Source organism: Kribbella sp. NPDC055110, from assembly GCF_053607525.1.
Genome location: NZ_JBSGTS010000002.1, coordinates 446,650 through 464,792, shown reverse-complemented (window position 1 = coordinate 464,792; position 18,143 = coordinate 446,650). Strand labels below are relative to the sequence as shown.

The following is an 18,143-nucleotide window of genomic DNA, read 5'->3' as shown; positions in this document are numbered from 1 at the left end:
ACTCTGAGACATGAAGATCCAGGGGGAACCGGCGGGGATGCCGCCGGAGTCGCCGTTGTTGCGGCGGATTCGGGCGTCGGTGATCGGTGACGACCAGGTGATGCCGGGGCCGTACGGTCCGCGCCGGGTCACGTACGCCGACTACACCGCGTCCGGGCGGGCCCTGACGTTCCTGGAGGACTTCATCCGCGAGGAGGTTCTCCCGCGGTACGCGAATACTCACACCGAGTCGAGCGGGACCGGCCTGCAGACGACCCGGCTGCGTGAGGACGCCCGGCGCATCATCCACAACAGTGTCGGCGGGGACGACGAGACCGCGGTGATCTTCTGCGGCTCCGGCGCGACCGGGGCGATCGACAAGCTGATCGGGATCATGGGTCTGCGGATCCCGGCCGAGCTCGACGACACGTATCACCTGACCGACCAGATTCCGCGGGAGCAGCGACCGGTCGTCTTCATCGGCCCGTACGAGCACCACTCGAACGAACTGCCCTGGCGCGAGTCGATCGCCGACGTGGTGGTGATTTCCCAGGACACGGACGGTCATATCGACATCGACCAGCTCGAGGCGAGACTGCGTGAGTACGTCGACCGCCCGCTGAAGATCGGCTCGTTCTCGGCGGCGAGCAACGTCACCGGCATCGTCAGCAACACGCAGCGCGTCTCCGCCCTGCTGCATCGGTACGGCGCGCTGTCGTTCTGGGACTGCGCCGCGGCCGCGCCGTACGTCGAGATCGACATGTACGGCGGACGCGACCAGGACCCGTTGTCGTACAAGGACGCGATCTTCCTCAGCCCGCACAAGCTGATCGGCGGACCGGGGACGCCCGGCGTACTCGTCGCGCGTCGCGAGCTGCTCCGCAACCGGGTGCCCGACGTACCGGGTGGAGGCACCGTCGCGTATGTGAACCCGCTCGAGCACCGGTACCTGGACGACCCGGTGCACCGCGAGGAGGGCGGGACGCCGGCGATCATCGGGTCGATTCGCGCGGGGCTGGCGTTCCAGTTGAAGCAGGCGGTCGGAATCGACGTGATCCGCGCGCACGAGGACGCCTACCTGCGGCGTGCGGTCGAGGCGTGGAAGGCGGAGCCGAACCTGCAGATCCTCGGCAACCTGGACGCCGAGCGGCTGTCGATCGTGTCGTTCGTGGTGAAGGCGCCTTCGGGGCGGTACCTGCACCACAACTTCGTGGTCGCGTTGCTGAACGACTTGTTCGGCATCCAGTCCCGCGGTGGCTGCTCGTGTGCGGGACCGTACGGTCACACTCTGCTCGGGATCGACCTCGACCGGTCGCACGAGTTCGAGGAGGAGATCCTGCACGGCTGCGAGGGGATCAAGCCCGGCTGGGTGCGGGTCAACTTCAACTACTTCATCTCCGATGCGGTTTTCACGTACGTCGTCGAGGCCGTGAAGCTCGTCGCTCGCGACGGCTGGCGGCTGCTCGGCGACTACCGTTTCGATCCGGCCAACGGCCTGTGGCGGCATCACCGGGGCCCGGTCGAGCCGCCGATGCGGCTCGCGCAGGTCGGGTACGACGCCGACGGCAAGCTCAGGTATCCGCGCCACGACCACACGGCTCCCGAGTCCGCTCTTGACGACTACCTCGCCGAGGCGCGCGACCTGCTGTCGACCTGTCAGCAGGACAGCACTGACCCCGACGGCCGGGTGAACACCGATTTCGACCACCTCCGCTGGTTCGAACTTCCTTCCCGCTGCCTCGCCCGCGACTGAAGAGAGCGCGACGTCTAGCGTGCTCCGGCGGTGCGGAGGGTCTTTGCGATCTCGTCGTACCCGCTGGATTCGGCGTGCTGGAGTGGGCTGACGCCCTCCGCGTCAGCGAGGTTGGGGTTGGCGCCGGCGTCGACGAGGATCTTGACGATGTCCTGCCACGGCTGCGTGCCCTTGCCGAGGATGATCGCCTCGAGCAGAGCCGTCCAGCCGAGGTTGTTCACGTGGTTGACGTTGATCTTCGTCTTGACGACCCGCCGGACGTAGTCGACGTGGCTGCGTTCGCTGGCCGGGATGACCGAGATGCCGCCGAAGCGGTTCCGCAGCGTTAGGTCCGGGTTCGCGGGCAGGAGCGTCTCGAGCATCGCCACGCTCCCGGTGACGCCGGTGACCAGCCAGGCGGAGTCCTGCCGGTCGTCCTGTGTGTCAGGGTCGGCACCGAGCGCGACGAGCAGCCTGGCTACCTCGACCCGGTCGTTGAGCGAGGCGAGCAGCAGCGCCGTACGTCGGTGGTCGTCGCGCGACTCGATCGGTGCACCGGCAGCCAGGGCCGCGGCGACCTTGTTGACGTCGCCCGATGCCGCGGCAGCCAGCAGTGCTGCGGCTGCGGCGCGGCTGTCCCGGAGGTCACCGGCGGTGTCGAGTGCGGCGCTGACCGCTGTCTGGCCGCGGTCCTTCGCGGCCTGCACCGGTGTGGTGCCGTCGTTGACAGCGGGCTTCGTGCGGTCGGCTCCGCCGGCGATCAGCAGCCGGACGGTGTCGACGTACTCCGGTGTGCCCTTGCCCAGGATGACTGCCTCGTGCAGGGCGGTCCAGCCGAGGTTGTTGACGTGATTGACCGCCACGCCGGCCTTGATCAGCCGACCGACCACGGCAGCGTGACCGCGCTCGGCGGCCCGGATCAGCGCCGTACCGTGATAGCTGTCGAGGCTGCCGACGTCGGCGCCGTGTGCGAGGGTCAGGTCGAGGAGCTCGAGGTAGCCCTCGCTCGCGGCGATCAGGAACGCGCTCTGGACGGTGTCGTCGACCGTGTTGACGTTCGCGCCCGCGGCGATCAGGCGCTTGGCTTCAGCTACGTCGTTCTTCCAGGCGGCGGCGATCAGCTGACTGTCGAGGGTGGACGGCACAGCCGCGCTCCTAGAGGACGAGCTAGTAGGTGATGCAGCAGGCGTGCCGCTGGTCTCAGTGGAACACGCGGTGGTCGCCGCCATCAGCAGGACGGCGACCACAGCAATCGGACGGCGCTTCATCGGCGCGGGTTCAGGGTGATGACCTGGTACGGCGGGACCGCGGTCGCCTCATCGAACTTGCTGTCGACCACCAGGAGCCGGCCCTGGGCGAGCTTCGCCGTCGTCAGCACCCGGTCGGGGTCGGTCGGCGTCGCGGACAGCAGCCGCGCGGCCTGGCCGTCGGCCGACAGCCGCAGCGTGCTCAGCACCTTGGAGAAGTTGCGCACGACCCAGAGGCTGTTGCCCTGCTGGACGAGGCCGTCGGCGTTCACGAGGTCCGCGCCGGCGGTGTCGATCGCGGTGGCCTTCGCGGTCCGCAGGTCGAACCGCCACAGCTTGCCGACGTTGCCCTGGGCCACGACCAGCGACGTGCGGTCCGGTGACAGCACGATGCCGCCGAGGTTGAAGCCGGTCGTCGTCGCGATGGTCCCGGTCGCGTCGGCCCAGGTCGAGACGGTCCACCGGCCGTGCTCCTCGGCGACCCGGAAGATCTGCGGCGCGTTCGAGTTCGTGAAGTACGCCGCGCCGTCCGGCCCGATCACCAGGTCGTTCAGGAACGCGTTCGGTACGCCGGTCCGCAGCGCGGCGAGCAGCTGCCCGTCGCGGTCGTAGACCCAGAGGTCCGGCGCGCCCGGGTGATCGATCCCGTTCGGCCCGCCGGCGACGTACACCCGGCCCTGGGCGTCGACGTTCACGCCGCGAGCGGTCCAGCGGCCGTCGGTGCCGTCGCCCTTCAGCCACTCGGCAGCGTCGCCGGAGCGGAGCTGGCCGCGGTGGATCTCACCGCCGGTGGTCTCGGACACGTAGTAGTTCTTGGTACGCGCGTCGTACCCGATGCCCTCGAACTTCGAGCCACCAGCGTCACCGGGCAGCTCGTAAGTAGCGGGCCGTGCGGCGAAGGCCGTCGAGGCACCGGCGCCGAGCAGGGTGGCGGACAGCGCGAGGGTGGCGGACAGCGAACGGACAGACATCTGAACCCCTAAAACGGTCGGTGGATTTCGAGCTGCCTCCAGCCTCCGTCGGCAACGCCCTTCCGGACGACGGGTGTTCGGCCACCAATCGATAGCCGAACGGATGATTCGGAACCGGGTCCGCGCCGCCTACGATCAACTGAACATGTCTACTGCACACACCCCGTCGATCCTGAGTCACGCGACCCGGCTGGTGACCGCACTGCACGCGGCACTGGTGGTTCTCGTGCTGGCGTCGGCGATCCGGTACCTGACCGGTCACGGGTTCGACGACCGCGGACCGTGGGTGCTGGTCGGGGCGGTGGTGCTGCTGGCGACGTACGCCGCGTACCGGTTGCTGCCCAGCCAGGTCTGGCTGGCGTTGCTGGTCGCGGAGTGGTGCGTGCTGGTGTTTCTGGCGCCGTCGTTCGCCTGGTGCGCGGTGCCGCTGTCTTTTGTTGCCCTGCGCATCCTGTCGTTTCGCCCGGCCTGTCTGGTCGTTGCGGGCATGGTGGTGGTCACCGTGGTGCAGTGGACCCGGATGACCGACCGGCTGGATCCGACGATCGTGCTGGGCCCGGTCTGCATCGCAGTGCTTGCTGTAGGCGCCTATCGGGCGCTGGAGCGGGATGCCCTGGCCAGACAAGCCCTGCTGGACGAGCTGCACGCAGCACAGGGTGACCTGGTCGACGCACAGCACCAGGCCGGCGTCATAGCGGAGCGAGCGCGGCTGTCGCGCGAGATCCACGACAGCGTGGCGCAAGGCCTGTCGAGCATCAACCTGCTGCTGCAGGCGGCAGAACGCGAGTGGGACGACAGACCGGCCGCCGCACGCGAGCATGCAGCTCAGGCCGCAGCCACTGCACGCGACGGACTGGACGAGGCCAGGAGAGTTGTCCGCGACCTGGCACCGGCTGAGCTCGCTGCTGGGCTACCGGAGGCACTCCGCAAGTCCTGTGAGCGTTTAGCCGCCCACAGCGACGTCAACGTGCGCGTACAGGTGCACGGTACGCCGGTGACGCTCGACTCGGAGGTGGAGACAGCACTACTCCGCACAGCCCGTGGAGCGCTCGCGAATGTCCTCGAACACGCGCACGCGAAAGCGGCCGTCGTGACGCTCACCTACCACCCGGACGCGGTGGTCCTCGACGTTGTGGATAACGGCCGAGGCCTTCCGCGATCTCATGTCAAGATCGATTCCGACCGCGGCCACGGACTGGCCGGAATCCGAGAACGGCTGAGACAACTGGGAGGAACGCTGGTGCTGGAGAGTGAACCGGGAGACGGTACGGCGCTGGCCGCATCGATCCCGCTGCGGGCGATGCCGGAGGGCCCATGATCCGGGTTGCCCTGGTCGACGACCATCCCGTGGTGCGCGCGGGAGTGCGGGCGCTGCTCGAGGGACAGGAAGACCTGACCGTCGTCGGCGAGGCGTCGGACGCGCACAGTGCCGAGCAGCTGGTCGCGGCCCTGCACCCGGATGTCGTCCTGATGGATCTCAACCTCGGCCCGGGCGCCGGCGGGGCAGAGGTCACCGCGCGCCTGCGTTCCCTGGCCGAGCCGCCGTACGTGCTGGTGCTGACGACGTACGACACCGAGGCCGACATCATGAGCGCGATCGACGCGGGGGCCTCCGGCTACCTGCTGAAGGACGCGCCGCCGGAGGACCTCTTCCGCGCGATCCGCGGCACCGCCCGTGGCGAGACGGTGCTCGCCCCGGCCGTCGCCGCACGGCTGGTACGGCGCTCCGGCCCGACGCTCACCGAGCGCGAGGTGGAGATCCTCGGCCTGCTCGCCACCGGCAAGTCGAACCGCGACCTGGCCAAGAAGCTGTATGTCAGCGAGGCGACGATCAAGTCGCACCTGGCGCACATCTACACGAAGCTGGAGGTGGACACCAGAGCAGCGGCCGTGGCGCGCGCGATCGAACAGCGCATCATCCGGCCGGTGAGCTGAGTATGGTCTGACTGTGAGCAGCTCGGAGGACGAAGGGCCGGGTGGCGAGAGCCTCCTGACAGTGCTGGTCGCGCTCGCCGCGAACCTGTTGATCGCACTCGCCAAGACGGTGGTCGCGGTGATCACCGGATCCGCCTCGATGACAGCGGAGGCGGCGCACTCCTGGGCCGACACCGGCAACGAGGTGTTCCTGCTGGTGGGGGAGCGGCGCGGGCGCAAACCGGCCGACCGGTCGCATCCGCTCGGGTACGGGCGGGTCGGGTACATCTGGTCGATGTTCGCCGCGTTCGGGCTGTTCACGGTCGGCGCCGCGGTCTCGGTGTGGCACGGCATCCAGTCGCTGCAGCAGGGTGAGGCGGAGGGTACGTCGTACGGCTGGGCGTACGCCGTACTCGGCGTCTCGTTCGTGCTCGAGGGGATCTCGTTCACGCAGGCGCTGCGGCAGACCAAGGCCGGTGCGCTGGAGCGGATGCTGCGCCCGTGGCGGTACGTGCGGCTGACATCGAACCCGGTGCTCCGGGCGGTGTTCGTCGAGGATCTGTCCGCGTTGATCGGCATCCTGATCGCGGCGCTCGCGATCCTGCTGCATCAACTGACCGGCAACGCGGTCTGGGACGCGCTCGGGTCGATCGTGGTCGGGTTCCTGCTCGGCGGGGTCGCGCTGTTCCTGATCAGCCGGAACATGGACTTCCTGACCGGTGAGGCGGTCACGCCGCTGGCCCGGAACCGGGTGCTCCGCGCGCTGCTCGCGCACCAGGACATCGAGCGGATCAGCTTCCTGCACATGGAGTGGGTCGGCGCCGACCGGATCTTCCTGGTCGCCGCGGTCGACGTCGTCGGCAACGACGTCGAGTCCGAGGTCGCCGTCCGCCTCTACGCGATCGAGGACGCGCTGAACGCCCGCCCGGAGATCCAGCAGGCGATCCTCACCCTCTCCCGTCCCGGCGACCCGACCGATCTCCAGCCTGGAGAGCTGCCTGACTGGTACGTTGAGCGGCCCATCTAGGGAACGTTGGCGAGGAACCGTTCGCGGTCGACGACGACGCGTTCGAGTTCGCCGTCCGCGATCAGTTGGCCGGCTGAGTTGGTGGCGCGGACCTGGAAGCGCAGGTGGCGGCCGTCCACCTCGGGGCCGTCCGCGGCGATGTCCACGGTGTCGCCGACCCGGGTCGGTAGCCGGTGGCGGATGCGGACCGACGTACCGACCGAGGTCTGACCGGGGCCGAGCGCGCTCAGGGCGAGCTGGGCGGTGGTGTACTCCAGCCAGGTGATCAGGCGCGGGGTCGCGAGGACCTCGACGTCGCCGCTGCCCACGGCGAGTGCGGTGTCGGCGGCGGTCACCTCGTGGCGCACGGCGGGTCCTCTCTGAGCCGTGTACGCTCCCGACCGCGGAGCCCGTACACGTTGCGGTTTCGGCGTTGGCTGCATTGTTGCCGATCATGAACCCGATCGGCGCGTTGGCCACCTTCGCAGGTCTGACCGCGTGATCGGCTTCCTCACCCTGGCGATCGGCGTCGAGCTGGTAACCCACGGCGTACTCGCAGCAAAGTAGAGAGCCCATCGCGACGCGATGGGCTCACCCCGCCTCTACTTGGTGCCCTTGACCGAAGGCAGCTTCCAGGCCTTGCTCTTTGCGAGGGTCGTGAGGTCCTCAACCGAGAGGAGGGGCTTGGGGCGGGTGTGCTGCTTGTCCTTCTCCGCCGGCCCGTTGTAGCTGGTGAGGTTGATGTTGCGGCCGTCGCGACGGAACAGGACCACGTAGTTGCTGATGACGCCATTCTTCGCCTGCCGGCTGTCGGAGTACTCAGGCGACTCCTTGGAGACGTACAGGACCGACCCGTCAGGCAGCGTGCTGCACCCTGCGCGCTTGGGGACGCACGGGTTCTGCTCGCCTCCGCCGGAGATCAGTACGTCGACCCGCGCGGCGCCGTGACCGTCGTTCACGACGTACGCCGCACCGGTGTAGTCGCCACCGCCCCACGTCTCCGGGCTCGAGAAGGTTCGGCCAGGCGCCGCGACCAGCGACTTCAACGTCGCCAGCGTCTGCTTCGGGTTCACCCCAGCAGGCTTGGCACTCGGTGTGGCCTTAGCCGATGGCTTGGTCGAGGGCTTGGCACTCGGCACCGGCGAACCGGCGACCGCGGCGTTCGTGGGCGAGCCGGCCAGATGGATCCCGCCGGCGATCAGCCCCGCGGTAGCCAGGACGGCCCCGGTGCCGGACGCAGCCAGCATCGCCGTACGCCGACGGCGCAGCCGCAGCCCCTGCGCAACGCTGCGTTCCAGCAGGTCAGGTGTGACCGGCTCGAGGTTCTCGGTGGCCCGGTGCATCAAATCGGTGAGTTGGGTGTTCATGGTTCTCCTCAGCGTCAGAGCGCGATCAACTGGTCGGCGCCGTCACCGAGAACCGCCCGCAGGCGGTCCAGGGCGCGGGCGGTGCGAGTGGTGATCGCACTGGTCTTCTTGCCAAGATCGAGCGCCACCTGCTCGACGCTGCGATCTTCGAAGAACCGCAGCACCAACACGGCGCGATCCAACGGGGCCAGCTCCGCCAGAGCGCTCTGCAGAGCCAGCCGCAGTTCTGGATCCCCGACCCGCTCCGCACTCTCCGGGAGCTCCGCAGTAGGCCGCTCGGACCAGCTCTTCCGCCGCCGCTGCGAGATGTACGTCCGCACCAGTGCGGTCCGCGCGTACGCCGCCGGGTTCTCGATTCGATGCCAGGTCCGCAGCATCCCCGCGAGCGTGTCCTGCGCGAGATCCTCGGCGTGATGCCGGTCCCCGGTCAGCAACCAGGCAGTCCGGTACAGGTGCGGTAACCGCGCCCGTGCGAACTCCTCGAAGTCCTCAACACTTCTCATCCGCAACCTCTCGTCGATGCGTCTGCTGATAGAGACGCACCAGACGCGCGATCAGGTCACATCTGGCCGGAAAGATCTCTAGGCCGTTGGGATCCACACTCTCATCGCGTGCCGGCCGCGGTTCGCCCAGGCGTAGTAGGGGATGAATGTGATGGGGACCGGCCTGCCTGGAGCCTGCTGGTAGTCGTACAGGGCGTAGGGGGTGTTGCTTGCTGTTACCGCTTGCCTGTGGTGTGGAGGGTGGTCACGCCGTCGAGCAGGTCTGGGCGTGACTCTGCGTGCAGTCGCGCGGTGGGATCCGTACCCACCGTAAAAGCCATCCTCCACGCCCGAGGCCTCTGCCCGCTTCACGCGTCCCCACCACTGGCCCCTGCACCCCAGAAGAACAAGACCAGCTCCTCCAACTACTAGGCCCCTTGGAGAAGTACCTGATCAGAAAACCTTAGAAAGCACCCAAATCGAGAACGCCAAGAACCCCACCACAAACGTCACAAGCACCACGACGCCATACCCGAACCAAGTGCTCCCACTCAACTTCACCAGCACATCCTCCCACCGGTCGCAGCCGTCGGTGCAGACGGCCTAGTCAGACGCGCGCGGCAGGTGAACGGTGACGATCAGGCCGCCGTCGTCGCGGGGTTCGGCCTGGACGTCGCCGGCGTGGGCGAGGGCGATGGCTCGAACGATGGACAGTCCGAGGCCGGCGCCTGACGATGTGGTGGTGGACGGGCGGGTCGGATCGAGCCGGCGGAACGGTTCGAACAGGCTCGGGATCTCGTACGGCGGAACGACCGGACCGGTGTTGCTGACGGTCATCCCCGAGCCTCCGTCCGGGCCGGTGCCGCTGGTGATCCGGACCCATCCGCCGGGGGTGTTGTACCGCACGGCGTTCTCCACCAGGTTCTGCACAAGCCGCTCGAGGAGCACCGGGCTCCCGTCGACCGGCGCCTCCTGTGCGTCGGCGTCGACGGTGACGTTCTGATCGTCCGGCAGTTGTTCGACGACGTGTTCGACGATGTCGGCAAGGTCGACGTACGAGCGTTCGGTCAGTTCGTTCTCGGAGCGGGCGAGCAGGAGCAGGCCGTCGATCAGTTGCTCATGGCGTGCATTGATCGTGAGCAGGGTGGCGCTCAGCTGCCGGAGCTCGGGCGACGCGTCGACCGAGTCGGTGGCGACCTCGAGCAGCGTGCGGTTCAGGGTGAGTGGAGTACGGAGCTCGTGTGACGCATTGGCGATGAACCGCCGCTGTCCGGCGAGTGAGTGATCAAGTCGTTCGAGCATCACGTCGAACGTGTCGGCCAGTTGCCTGACCTCGTCGGCAGGGCCGTCCAGAGCGATGCGTTCGTGCAGCTCGCGGTCGGCCGCTGGGGCGTCGGCGACGCGTCGTGCGGTGGCTGTGATCCTGTGCAGGGGTTTCAGCAGCCGTCCGGCGAGGAGCCAGCCTGAGGCGCTCGCCGCCGCGACGACGACGGCGATCGCGACGGCGCCGCGGGTGATGAGACCGTCGAGCACAGCCCGCTGGGCGTCGTCGGCCGCGTCAAAGGTGGCTGTCGGCGCTGGTACGGCGGTCGTGGGCGGATTGGTCGCTGGACCCGCTTGCTCGCGGTGTGTGCTGGGGGGCTGGTTGGCCAGCAGGACGTAAGTCATGCCCAGGATCGCGATTCCGGAGGCCAGCAGCAGGCCGCCGCAGACCAGCGTGAACCTGGCGCGGATAGTGAGCCGGAAGAACCGCCTGCCGGTCACGGGATTCGGTACCCCACTCCTGGGTCGGTCGTCACCACGGGTGGATCGCCCAGCTTGCGCCGTAGCTTGAGGATCGTCATCCGGACGGCGTGACTGAACGGGTCGGCGTTCTCGTCCCACGCCTTCTCCATCAGGTATTCGGCCGACACCGCGGCGCCGTCAGCCCTCAGCAGCTCCGCGAGTACAGCGAATTCCTTGCGCGACAAGGCGACGTACCGGCCGTTGCGGTACACCTCTCGGTGGTGCAGGTCGAGCCGGATTCCGGCCCGCTCCAGGACCGGCGGTGTGGCGGGCCGGGCGCGCCGGCCCAGTGCGTCGACCCGGGCAGCGAGCTCGCGGAGCGCGAAGGGTTTCGGCAGATAGTCGTCGGCGCCGAGCGCGAGGCCGGCGACCCGGTCGTCGATATCGGCCGCCGCGGTCAGCATCAGCACCCGGGCCGATGAGTCGGCGGCCCGGATCGTGCGGCAGACGTCGTCCCCGTGGACGACGGGCAGATCCCGGTCCAGCACGACGACGTCGTAGTCGTGTACGTCGAGGTTCTCCAACGCTGAGCCGCCGTCGTAGACAACGTCCACCGCGTGCGCCTGCCGCCGCAGCCCGGCCGCGATCGCATCGGCGAGCAGTTCCTCGTCCTCGACCACCAGCACTCGCATGCACTCAGTGTGACTGACCGTCGTGTCACCTCAGCGTCAACGTTTGTGGAAACGGCCGGATGACACCGCGTTCGGTGCACTGGGAGTAGCGATCGGCCCTCGATCGATCGCCGAGAGGAGACGACAGATGCGTATCTGGACCGGAGCAGCAGTCACGGTGGTGGCCTTGTCCTTGACCGGGTGTGGCGCGGCGAAGGACGACCCGCAGGTGGCGACTGCCGGCGGGTCGCCGACCGCGAGCAGCACCGCCGCGTCCGGTGGCGACGAGCCGTTGGTGAAGTTTTCCCAGTGCATGCGGGCGAACGGAGTCCCCAACTACCCGGACCCGAAGGAAGGGGCCAACGGCGGCGTCGATCTGAGCGTGCCGGAGGGGACCGATCCCAAAGCCGTCGAGGCTGCGACGGCGAAATGCAAGTCCTTCCTGCCTGGAGGGGGAGAGGTGAAGAAGCCCGATGCGAAGGGGCTGGAGGAGCTGCGCAAGCTCGCACAGTGCATGCGAGCCAACGGGGTATCGAAGTTCCCGGACCCGTCGGCCGACGGTCAGCAGGTCGACCCCACGACGCTGGGCATCGACCCGATGAGCCCCGAGTTCCAGGCAGCGCAGAAGAAGTGTCAGCCGGCCGGAGCGTCGACAGGGCCGCAGAACGGGAGCAACGGCTGATGGCGGTGAGACGGCGGCGAGCCGGCAGGGCGGTGACTGCGGCGGTGCTTGTGGTCGCGGCCGGCGGCGTCGGGGCGGCGGCCGCGGGTGTGGACCTGGGTGGCCACCAGGAAGCCCCGAGCACCTCCGCCAAGCCGCCTGCGACTGCAGCGCTCACCCGGCAGACGCTGGTCGATACCCAGACCGAGACCGGTGAGCTGGACTATGGGGATGCGACACCTCTGACAGGCAGGCTGGCCGGGACCGTAACGGCCGTGTCCGCTGTTGGCTCGACGATAGGCCGCGGCGGCACCCTCGGACGGATCGACAATGCCCCGATCGTCCTTCTGTACGGCGCATTGCCGGCGTACCGCGCCCTGTCGACAGGTTCCCGCGGCGCCGATGTCGAACAGTTCGAGCGGAACCTGTACACGCTGGGTTATCGGGGCTTCACCGCCGACGGGTACTACTCCGCGGCAACGGCGAAGGCGGTCAAGGCCTGGCAACGCGACCTCGGCCTCCCACGTACTGGCGTGGTCGAACTGGGCCGCGTGGTCTATGCGGCTGGTCCGATCCGGGTGGAGGAACACAAGGCAACTCCAGGCGACGCGGTTCAGCCAGGTGCCGCGTTGCTGACCTATACCACCACGACCCGGATTGCCGTGGTCACGTTGGACAAGGCCGACAAGCGGCTCGCCGGCCGAGGTGTCGCCGTCAGCGTCCTGCTGCCAGGCGGGAAACAGGTGACCGGGAAGGTAGTCAAGGTCCAGCCGGCGGCCGCGGAGTCCGGCCAGGAAGAGACCGGCAAGACGGTTGTTGCCATTAGCATCGATCGGCAACAGGCCCTGGCCGGCCTGGACGACGGTGCCCAGGTCAACGTCAGATTCACCGTGTCCACGCGCAAGAACGTGCTGAGCGTCCCGGTGGTGGCGTTACTCGCCGTCTCCGAGGGTGGGTACGGCATCCAGGTGGTGGGCGACAGCGGCAGCCGGATCGTGCCGGTGCGTACCGGCCTGTTCGCCGAAGGCCGGGTCGAGGTGTCCGGCCCGGGAATCGCGGCCGGCCAGCAGGTCGGGATCCCGTCATGACTGGCGTAGTGGAGTTGACGGAGGTCGTCAAGACCTATCCCGGCGGCGTGGCCGCGTTGCGCGGGATCAGCCTGACCGTCGAGCGCGGTGAGCTCGTCGCGATCGTGGGCCCGTCCGGCTCGGGCAAGTCCACCCTGCTGCAACTGATCGGGACGCTCGACCGGCCCTCGTCCGGCGTCGTCCGGATCGGCGGACACGACGTGTCGACGCTGTCGGACCGCCGACTGTCCGCGCTGCGGGCCGGCTTGATCGGGTTCGTGTTCCAGCAGTTCCACCTCGGCGCCGGACAGTCTGCGCTCGACAACGTCGCCGACGGGCTGCTCTACGCGGGGGTCCCGCTGAAGGAGCGCCGCCTCCGGGCGGCCGAGACGCTGGTGCGGGTCGGTCTTGGTGACCGGCTCGATCATCGGCCGAGAGAACTGTCCGGCGGCGAGCAGCAGCGAGTCGCCGTCGCGCGTGCGGTGGTCGGCGAGCCGGCCCTGCTCCTGGCCGACGAACCGACCGGCAACCTGGACTCGGCCGCCGGTGCCGAGGTGATGACGCTGCTGCATGAGCTTCATACGGCAGGGACGACAGTCCTGATCATCACCCACGACCGGGAGATCGCGGCCGGCCTGCCTCGGCAGATCGCCGTACGGGATGGGGGAGTGGTCTGAATGGACACTCTGTTGTCTCCGGCCCGACTGAGCCCGCGGGAGGTCTTGCGGGTCGGTGGAACCGGCCTTCGGACGCGGCCGCTCCGGGTCTTCTTGTCCGCGCTGGGCATCGCCATCGGTATCGCCGCGATGACCGCTGTCGTCGGCATCTCGTCGTCCTCCGGTGCTGACCTGGACCGGCAACTGGCCGCCCTTGGCACGAACCTGCTGACTGTCGAGCCCGGCAACACGCTGGCCGGCGAAGCGGCGAGCCTGCCACCGGAGTCGGTGGCGATGATCGCCCGGATCGGGCCTGTGGAGAAGGTCGCCGCGACCGGCAAGGTGCCGGGTGCCTTGGTCTATCGCACCGACCAGGTCCCGGCAGCCCAGAGTGGCGGCATCTCGGTTCGTGCCGCCGAGCAGGACCTGCCGGCCACGGTCGGCGCTGCCCTCGCCAGTGGCACCTGGCTCAATCCCGCGACCGGTCGGTACCCAGTGGTGGTGCTGGGATCGGCGGCCGCGAGCCGGTTGGGCATCGGAGCCGCCGAACCGGGAACCCAGATCTACCTCGGTGGCCGGTGGTTCACCGTGATCGGCATCCTCGACCCGGTCCCGCTCGCTCCCGAGCTGGACTCCGCGGCCTTGATCGGCTGGCCGGCCGCGACGTCGTACCTCGGCTTCGACGGTCACCCCACGACCATCTACACCCGGTCGCACGACGCGGCGGTCGGCGCGGTCCGCGGGGTTCTGGCGGCGACGGCGAACCCGGAGGCGCCCAACGAGGTGGCCGTGTCCCGGCCGTCCGACGCCCTGGCCGCGCGACAGGCGACCAACCGTGCCTTCACTGGTCTGCTGCTCGGGCTCGGCGCCGTGGCGCTGGTGGTCGGCGGCGTCGGAGTGGCCAACACGATGGTGATCTCCGTGCTCGAACGCCGCGCCGAGATCGGACTTCGCCGCGCGCTCGGTGCGACCCGTGGCCAGATCCTCCTTCAGTTCCTGGCCGAGGCGCTCCTGCTGGCCGCGCTCGGCGGAATCGGCGGCGTCTTCCTCGGCGTCGCGGTCACCACCATCTATGCGGGCACCCAGTCCTGGCCGGTTGTCGTACCTGTCTGGGCCACGGGTGGCGGCGTCATCGCCACCATCCTGATCGGCGCGGTCGCAGGACTGTACCCGGCTGTCCGGGCCGGCCGGACACCACCGACCGAGGCACTTTCCAGTTCCTGACGATCGAGAGTGAGGTAGTTCCATGAGTTATCGCCCAAGCCAACCGCACGGCTGGCCGGCCCAGGTTGCAGATCAACCGATCGGTACGACGATCGGCGGCCACGTCACCTCGAAGGACTTCAGCCACGGCGGCCGATCGCACCGGATCCGGCTGCTCCCGGACGATCCGATCCATCGACGGATGCCCGGCGCGGATTTCACCAAGACCGTCCAGGCGGCGTACGGCGACCACTATGCCTTCCGCTACCTGGCCGGACAGCGGCGGCTGGATGTTCAGTCGTACAGCGTCTATGCACGTGAGCAGGCCGACGGCGCACCACTCAGTTATGGGGCCGATCTGTACGTCGTCACCGCCGGAACGAATCTGCGGTGGATCCAGCTGGCCAAGACCGACGGTGAATGGTTCGTGGACAGCATGAACCGCGCGAATCCCTTCTATCTGTTCGGTGGCGCGACGTCGATCTACGGCACGCGGGTCCAGAACCTCGCGTACGGCGCCGCCATGACCGTGTCGGCCGATCGCGCCGTACCGAACGAACGATTCACGGCCGAGGCGTTTCTCGTACAGGACACCCGGCGCCCGGACGCGGCCGGAAAGGAGATCATCCATGTTTTCAACGGGATCACGTACGGATGGGAGGTCGGCGATGTGTGACCACCGCGGCCTTTCACGACGATCGCTGCTGGCCGGCAGCACCGTCCTGGGCCTGTCCGCACTGACCGGACCCGCGTGGGGCGCGCGATCGGCCGGGGCATCTCATCTGACCCTCAGGTATCGACCGACGCAGCCGACCGGCTGGCCGGGAACTCCAGGAGCCAGCTTCAGCGAGACACTCGGCGGACACACCGTGGCCAAGGACTTCACCTTCAACGACAAGCCGTACCGCATCAGCCTCCTCCCCTCCGACGGGACCGGGCAGAACTTCGACCCGCTGTACGAGAACACTCCGGCCGATCCAGAGGTCAACTTCAAGGCCACCCTCGCCACGGCTTTCGGCGCGCACTACTCGTTCCAGTACCAGGGCGGTTTTGCCGGCCACAGCGAGTTCGAGGTGCAGTCGTACAGCGTCTTCGCCCAGGGGCCGTCCGAGACCTCGCCGGGGACGAGTTTCGGTGGCGGCCTGTACGTCGTCTATCGACCGGACCGGCGTCGTGGCGACCCGGCAGCCGACGAGAACCTGCGCTGGATCCAGGTCGTGAACTTGGTCAGCCCCGCAGTGCCCCCGGACAGCGTCGTGGACAACTTCGGCCGCGCCAACCCGTTCTACCTGTACGGCGGCCTCACCTCTGTGAACGGAGCCGAGGTATTCAACTTCCACGACATCCCCCAGGGCATGGCCGAAGGCAATCTCACACTGGCCGACCGCTTCGTAGCGGAGACCTTCCTAGCCCAGGACACCGGCAGAAAAGATGCAACCGGAAGAGCCATCATCAACCTCTTAGGCGGCCTCAGATACGGCTGGAAGGTAGCCAAGCGATAACCCGAAGCCAAGCGAACCAGCAAACCGAACCACCGAACCCGAGCGAACCAGCAACCCAACCACGGAAGCCGAGCGAACCAGCAAACCGGACCACCGATAGCCGAGCGAAGCGAAGGCGCATGGGGGTGCGGGTGGCGGAGCCCCCGCCGGCGGCAAGCGAAGCGCAGCCGCACAAAATGACGAAGCCGACCCCGGCCTGCGCTCAACGCAGGCAAGGGTCGGCCATCGGGTGAGTGACGGGACTCGAACCCGCGACCACCTGGACCACAACCAGGTGCTCTACCAGCTGAGCTACACCCACCATTGCCGTCCGAACCGCGACGGCTGAGCAATCATAGCGACGAACTGTCCGGAGCTGAAATCGAGGCCGGATCCGCAGGTCAGGCGCCGGTTGTGCTGTCTTCGGTGGGTGCTGCGACGAGGTTGGCGGCGGCCCGGGCGGTGCTGGAGTCGGGGCCGGGTTGCGGCACGAAGACGGTTTCGCGGTAGTACCGGAGTTCGGAGATGCTTTCGGTGATGTCGGCGAGGGCGCGGTGGTTGCCGGTTTTGGCCGGGGTCGCGTAGTACACGCGCGGGTACCAGCGCCGTACGAGTTCTTTGATGGAGCTGACGTCGACGTTGCGGTAGTGCAGGTGTGATTCGACGCGGGGCATGTCGCGGACGAGGAAGGTGCGGTCGGTGCCGACGGAGTTGCCGGCGAGGGCGGCCTTGCGGGGTTCTTTGACGTACGACGTGATGAAGTCGAGCACCTGTTGTTCGGCGTCGGCGAGCGGGATGCCGTTGGGGAGTTCTTCGAGCAGCCCGGAGGCGGTGTGCATGTCGCGGACGAAGTCACCCATCTGTTCGAGCGCGGCCGGTGGGGGCGCGATCACCAGGTCGATCCCGTCGCCGAGCACGTTCAGTTCGTAGTCGGTGACCAGGACCGCTACCTCGATCAGGGCGTCGTTCGCCAGGTCGAGGCCGGTCATCTCGCAGTCGATCCACACCAGCCGGTCGTTCATGGGCACCCACCTTACGGTGGCGGGCCGACAGCGCGGTGACGGCCTGCCTTGTCAGCGCGGCGCGTGGCCCAGGTGGACGCTGCGGACGGACAGTACGGCGAGGTCGGAGCGCCGTCCGAGGTAATACGGTCCTTCCGGGTCCAGTAACTGCTGCCAGGTGTCGAGATCCTCCGGAGTCAGCCAGTCCTGGTCGGGAACAACGTGCCCGTGACCGTGTCCATGTCCCTGCTCGGAGCCCGTGAGCCGCTCGATCCTGGTCCGGAAGACGCGTACGACGCTTTCCAGCCGCTCCGGCGGCAACGGCGCCGGTGTCTCGGTCAGCACGCTCCGCGTGGTCGCCCCGGTCAGCCCGGCCCGGGTCAGCGCCTCCGTCCACCCGTACGGCATCGGCACCGACCCTGGCAGCGAGTCCCGCATCACCTTGAACCACTGGTCCTGCGCCAGGTCGAGCCGCAGCTCCAGCCCGGGCTCGCCGACTCCGAGGTCCCACGGCAGATGCCGTGCCGGCAGTCCACCTTCGGCCAGCGCCAGTCGCCCACCGGGCGCGAGTAGCGAGGCCAGCGCGTCCACGGCGGCCTGCTGGTCGGCAGCGTGGTGGACGGAGGCCGATGCCCAGATCAGGTCGGCCGGAGCGTCGATTGCCCGACGCAACGGTTCTGCCCCGTCGTCCATCGACGCCACCTCGCACCGTACGAGGCCCGCGGTGTGCTCCCGAGCCTGCTCCAGTACGTCGGGATCCGCGTCGATCGCCACCACCGACGCACCGGGCAACGCCTCGGCGAGCGCCTTCGCCATGCCGCCACCGCCGCAGCCGACGTCCACGAGGACCTTGTCGCCGTCCCGCACCAGACTGCGAGCCACTGCCGCGTTCCAGTCGGCCTCGCCTTCGGCCGATGCGCGCAGCCGTCCGGCCTCTCCAGCCCAATCGATCTCGATCATGACGACAGTCTGGTACCCGC

20 protein-coding genes and 1 tRNA gene are annotated in these 18,143 nt (G+C 68.4%); 10 read left to right on the top strand and 11 right to left on the bottom strand.

What is annotated here, in order from left to right; genetic code table 11:
- The first annotated feature begins 10 nt into the window (after window positions 1-10).
- On the top strand, window positions 11-1,732 hold the full coding sequence (locus tag ACWF0M_RS05240) for an aminotransferase class V-fold PLP-dependent enzyme (RefSeq protein WP_452234337.1): 1,722 nt from the start codon (window positions 11-13) through the stop codon (window positions 1,730-1,732).
- Between the two features lie 14 nt (window positions 1,733-1,746).
- Here ACWF0M_RS05240 and ACWF0M_RS05235 read toward each other — a convergent pair whose 3' ends face one another.
- Together ACWF0M_RS05235 and ACWF0M_RS05230 are read right to left on the bottom strand one after the other, a co-directional pair.
- Window positions 1,747-2,979, bottom strand: a complete 1,233-nt coding sequence (locus tag ACWF0M_RS05235; RefSeq protein WP_452234336.1) for an ankyrin repeat domain-containing protein — start codon at window positions 2,977-2,979, stop codon at window positions 1,747-1,749.
- Window positions 2,976-3,929 carry an SMP-30/gluconolactonase/LRE family protein gene (locus ACWF0M_RS05230; RefSeq protein ID WP_452234335.1) on the bottom strand — a complete coding sequence of 318 codons (954 nt, stop codon included), beginning with the start codon at window positions 3,927-3,929 and terminating at the stop codon, window positions 2,976-2,978. Before ACWF0M_RS05230 ends, ACWF0M_RS05235 begins: the two co-directional genes overlap by 4 nt.
- Before the next feature lie 145 nt (window positions 3,930-4,074).
- Between ACWF0M_RS05230 and ACWF0M_RS05225 the strand changes: the two genes are divergently transcribed.
- From ACWF0M_RS05225 to ACWF0M_RS05215, 3 genes are read left to right on the top strand one after another with little or no spacing between them, the layout of a single operon-like run.
- Entirely contained in the window at window positions 4,075-5,247 is a 1,173-nt protein-coding gene (locus tag ACWF0M_RS05225) for a sensor histidine kinase (protein WP_452234334.1), read from the top strand.
- Entirely contained in the window at window positions 5,244-5,864 is a 621-nt protein-coding gene (locus ACWF0M_RS05220) for a response regulator (RefSeq protein ID WP_452234333.1), read from the top strand. Before ACWF0M_RS05225 ends, ACWF0M_RS05220 begins: the two co-directional genes overlap by 4 nt.
- A 13-nt stretch (window positions 5,865-5,877) precedes the next feature.
- Window positions 5,878-6,870 (top strand): cation diffusion facilitator family transporter, encoded by a 993-nt coding sequence (locus ACWF0M_RS05215; RefSeq protein ID WP_452234332.1) that lies wholly within the window; start codon window positions 5,878-5,880, stop codon window positions 6,868-6,870.
- Here the strand turns inward: ACWF0M_RS05215 and ACWF0M_RS05210 are convergent.
- From ACWF0M_RS05210 to ACWF0M_RS05185, 6 genes are all read right to left on the bottom strand, one after another.
- Window positions 6,867-7,217: a thioesterase family protein gene (locus tag ACWF0M_RS05210; protein ID WP_327633086.1), complete on the bottom strand. Its 351-nt coding sequence runs from the start codon at window positions 7,215-7,217 to the stop codon at window positions 6,867-6,869. The genes ACWF0M_RS05215 and ACWF0M_RS05210 overlap by 4 nt on opposite strands.
- A gap of 234 nt (window positions 7,218-7,451) precedes the next feature.
- Window positions 7,452-8,216: a hypothetical protein gene (locus ACWF0M_RS05205; RefSeq protein WP_452234331.1), complete on the bottom strand. Its 765-nt coding sequence runs from the start codon at window positions 8,214-8,216 to the stop codon at window positions 7,452-7,454.
- Window positions 8,217-8,230: 14 nt separating this feature from the next.
- Complete coding sequence (locus tag ACWF0M_RS05200; RefSeq protein ID WP_452234330.1) at window positions 8,231-8,719, bottom strand: SigE family RNA polymerase sigma factor; 489 nt, start codon at window positions 8,717-8,719, stop codon at window positions 8,231-8,233.
- Window positions 8,720-8,797: 78 nt separating this feature from the next.
- The gene (locus tag ACWF0M_RS05195; RefSeq protein ID WP_452234482.1) at window positions 8,798-9,046 is read right to left on the bottom strand and encodes a hypothetical protein; all 249 of its coding nucleotides are present in this window, start codon (window positions 9,044-9,046) and stop codon (window positions 8,798-8,800) included.
- A gap of 255 nt (window positions 9,047-9,301) precedes the next feature.
- Entirely contained in the window at window positions 9,302-10,462 is a 1,161-nt protein-coding gene (locus ACWF0M_RS05190; protein WP_452234329.1) for a sensor histidine kinase, read from the bottom strand.
- Window positions 10,459-11,115 (bottom strand): response regulator transcription factor, encoded by a 657-nt coding sequence (locus ACWF0M_RS05185; protein WP_452234328.1) that lies wholly within the window; start codon window positions 11,113-11,115, stop codon window positions 10,459-10,461. The genes ACWF0M_RS05190 and ACWF0M_RS05185 overlap by 4 nt, the downstream gene beginning before the upstream one ends.
- A 127-nt stretch (window positions 11,116-11,242) precedes the next feature.
- On the opposite strand from ACWF0M_RS05185, the gene ACWF0M_RS05180 reads away from it, so the two are divergent.
- Genes ACWF0M_RS05180 through ACWF0M_RS05155 form a run of 6 tightly spaced genes read left to right on the top strand, consistent with a single transcriptional unit; the run spans window position 11,243 to window position 16,183 of the window.
- Window positions 11,243-11,776: a hypothetical protein gene (locus tag ACWF0M_RS05180; protein ID WP_452234327.1), complete on the top strand. Its 534-nt coding sequence runs from the start codon at window positions 11,243-11,245 to the stop codon at window positions 11,774-11,776.
- Window positions 11,776-12,843: a peptidoglycan-binding protein gene (locus tag ACWF0M_RS05175; RefSeq protein WP_452234326.1), complete on the top strand. Its 1,068-nt coding sequence runs from the start codon at window positions 11,776-11,778 to the stop codon at window positions 12,841-12,843. The genes ACWF0M_RS05180 and ACWF0M_RS05175 overlap by 1 nt, the downstream gene beginning before the upstream one ends.
- The gene (locus ACWF0M_RS05170) at window positions 12,840-13,499 is read left to right on the top strand and encodes an ABC transporter ATP-binding protein (RefSeq protein ID WP_452234325.1); all 660 of its coding nucleotides are present in this window, start codon (window positions 12,840-12,842) and stop codon (window positions 13,497-13,499) included. Before ACWF0M_RS05175 ends, ACWF0M_RS05170 begins: the two co-directional genes overlap by 4 nt.
- Complete coding sequence (locus tag ACWF0M_RS05165) at window positions 13,500-14,702, top strand: ABC transporter permease (RefSeq protein WP_452234324.1); 1,203 nt, start codon at window positions 13,500-13,502, stop codon at window positions 14,700-14,702.
- 22 nt (window positions 14,703-14,724) lie between these two features.
- On the top strand, window positions 14,725-15,357 hold the full coding sequence (locus tag ACWF0M_RS05160; protein ID WP_452234323.1) for a hypothetical protein: 633 nt from the start codon (window positions 14,725-14,727) through the stop codon (window positions 15,355-15,357).
- Window positions 15,350-16,183 (top strand): hypothetical protein, encoded by an 834-nt coding sequence (locus ACWF0M_RS05155; RefSeq protein WP_452234322.1) that lies wholly within the window; start codon window positions 15,350-15,352, stop codon window positions 16,181-16,183. Before ACWF0M_RS05160 ends, ACWF0M_RS05155 begins: the two co-directional genes overlap by 8 nt.
- Window positions 16,184-16,411: 228 nt before the next feature.
- Here ACWF0M_RS05155 and ACWF0M_RS05150 read toward each other — a convergent pair.
- The 3 genes from ACWF0M_RS05150 to ACWF0M_RS05140 all read right to left on the bottom strand — a co-directional run bounded on the left by ACWF0M_RS05150 (window position 16,412) and on the right by ACWF0M_RS05140 (window position 18,123).
- Window positions 16,412-16,484 (bottom strand) — tRNA-His (locus ACWF0M_RS05150).
- A gap of 79 nt (window positions 16,485-16,563) precedes the next feature.
- The gene (gene orn, locus ACWF0M_RS05145; protein ID WP_452234321.1) at window positions 16,564-17,184 is read right to left on the bottom strand and encodes an oligoribonuclease; all 621 of its coding nucleotides are present in this window, start codon (window positions 17,182-17,184) and stop codon (window positions 16,564-16,566) included.
- 51 nt (window positions 17,185-17,235) lie between these two features.
- Entirely contained in the window at window positions 17,236-18,123 is an 888-nt protein-coding gene (locus ACWF0M_RS05140) for a class I SAM-dependent methyltransferase (RefSeq protein ID WP_452234320.1), read from the bottom strand.
- Window positions 18,124-18,143: the final 20 nt, after the last annotated feature.

Coding starts and splice junctions, on each gene's coding strand:
- ACWF0M_RS05225 (WP_452234334.1), top strand. CDS start 4,075: ATGTCTACTGCACACACCCCGTCGATCCTGAGTCACGCGACCCGGCTG.
- ACWF0M_RS05160 (WP_452234323.1), top strand. CDS start 14,725: ATGAGTTATCGCCCAAGCCAACCGCACGGCTGGCCGGCCCAGGTTGCA.
- ACWF0M_RS05170 (WP_452234325.1), top strand. CDS start 12,840: ATGACTGGCGTAGTGGAGTTGACGGAGGTCGTCAAGACCTATCCCGGC.
- ACWF0M_RS05205 (WP_452234331.1), bottom strand. CDS start 8,216: ATGAACACCCAACTCACCGATTTGATGCACCGGGCCACCGAGAACCTC.
- ACWF0M_RS05235 (WP_452234336.1), bottom strand. CDS start 2,979: ATGAAGCGCCGTCCGATTGCTGTGGTCGCCGTCCTGCTGATGGCGGCG.
- ACWF0M_RS05220 (WP_452234333.1), top strand. CDS start 5,244: ATGATCCGGGTTGCCCTGGTCGACGACCATCCCGTGGTGCGCGCGGGA.
- ACWF0M_RS05165 (WP_452234324.1), top strand. CDS start 13,500: ATGGACACTCTGTTGTCTCCGGCCCGACTGAGCCCGCGGGAGGTCTTG.
- ACWF0M_RS05175 (WP_452234326.1), top strand. CDS start 11,776: ATGGCGGTGAGACGGCGGCGAGCCGGCAGGGCGGTGACTGCGGCGGTG.
- ACWF0M_RS05155 (WP_452234322.1), top strand. CDS start 15,350: ATGTGTGACCACCGCGGCCTTTCACGACGATCGCTGCTGGCCGGCAGC.
- ACWF0M_RS05230 (WP_452234335.1), bottom strand. CDS start 3,929: ATGTCTGTCCGTTCGCTGTCCGCCACCCTCGCGCTGTCCGCCACCCTG.
- ACWF0M_RS05180 (WP_452234327.1), top strand. CDS start 11,243: ATGCGTATCTGGACCGGAGCAGCAGTCACGGTGGTGGCCTTGTCCTTG.
- ACWF0M_RS05185 (WP_452234328.1), bottom strand. CDS start 11,115: ATGCGAGTGCTGGTGGTCGAGGACGAGGAACTGCTCGCCGATGCGATC.
- ACWF0M_RS05200 (WP_452234330.1), bottom strand. CDS start 8,719: ATGAGAAGTGTTGAGGACTTCGAGGAGTTCGCACGGGCGCGGTTACCG.
- ACWF0M_RS05240 (WP_452234337.1), top strand. CDS start 11: ATGAAGATCCAGGGGGAACCGGCGGGGATGCCGCCGGAGTCGCCGTTG.
- orn (WP_452234321.1), bottom strand. CDS start 17,184: ATGAACGACCGGCTGGTGTGGATCGACTGCGAGATGACCGGCCTCGAC.
- ACWF0M_RS05140 (WP_452234320.1), bottom strand. CDS start 18,123: ATGATCGAGATCGATTGGGCTGGAGAGGCCGGACGGCTGCGCGCATCG.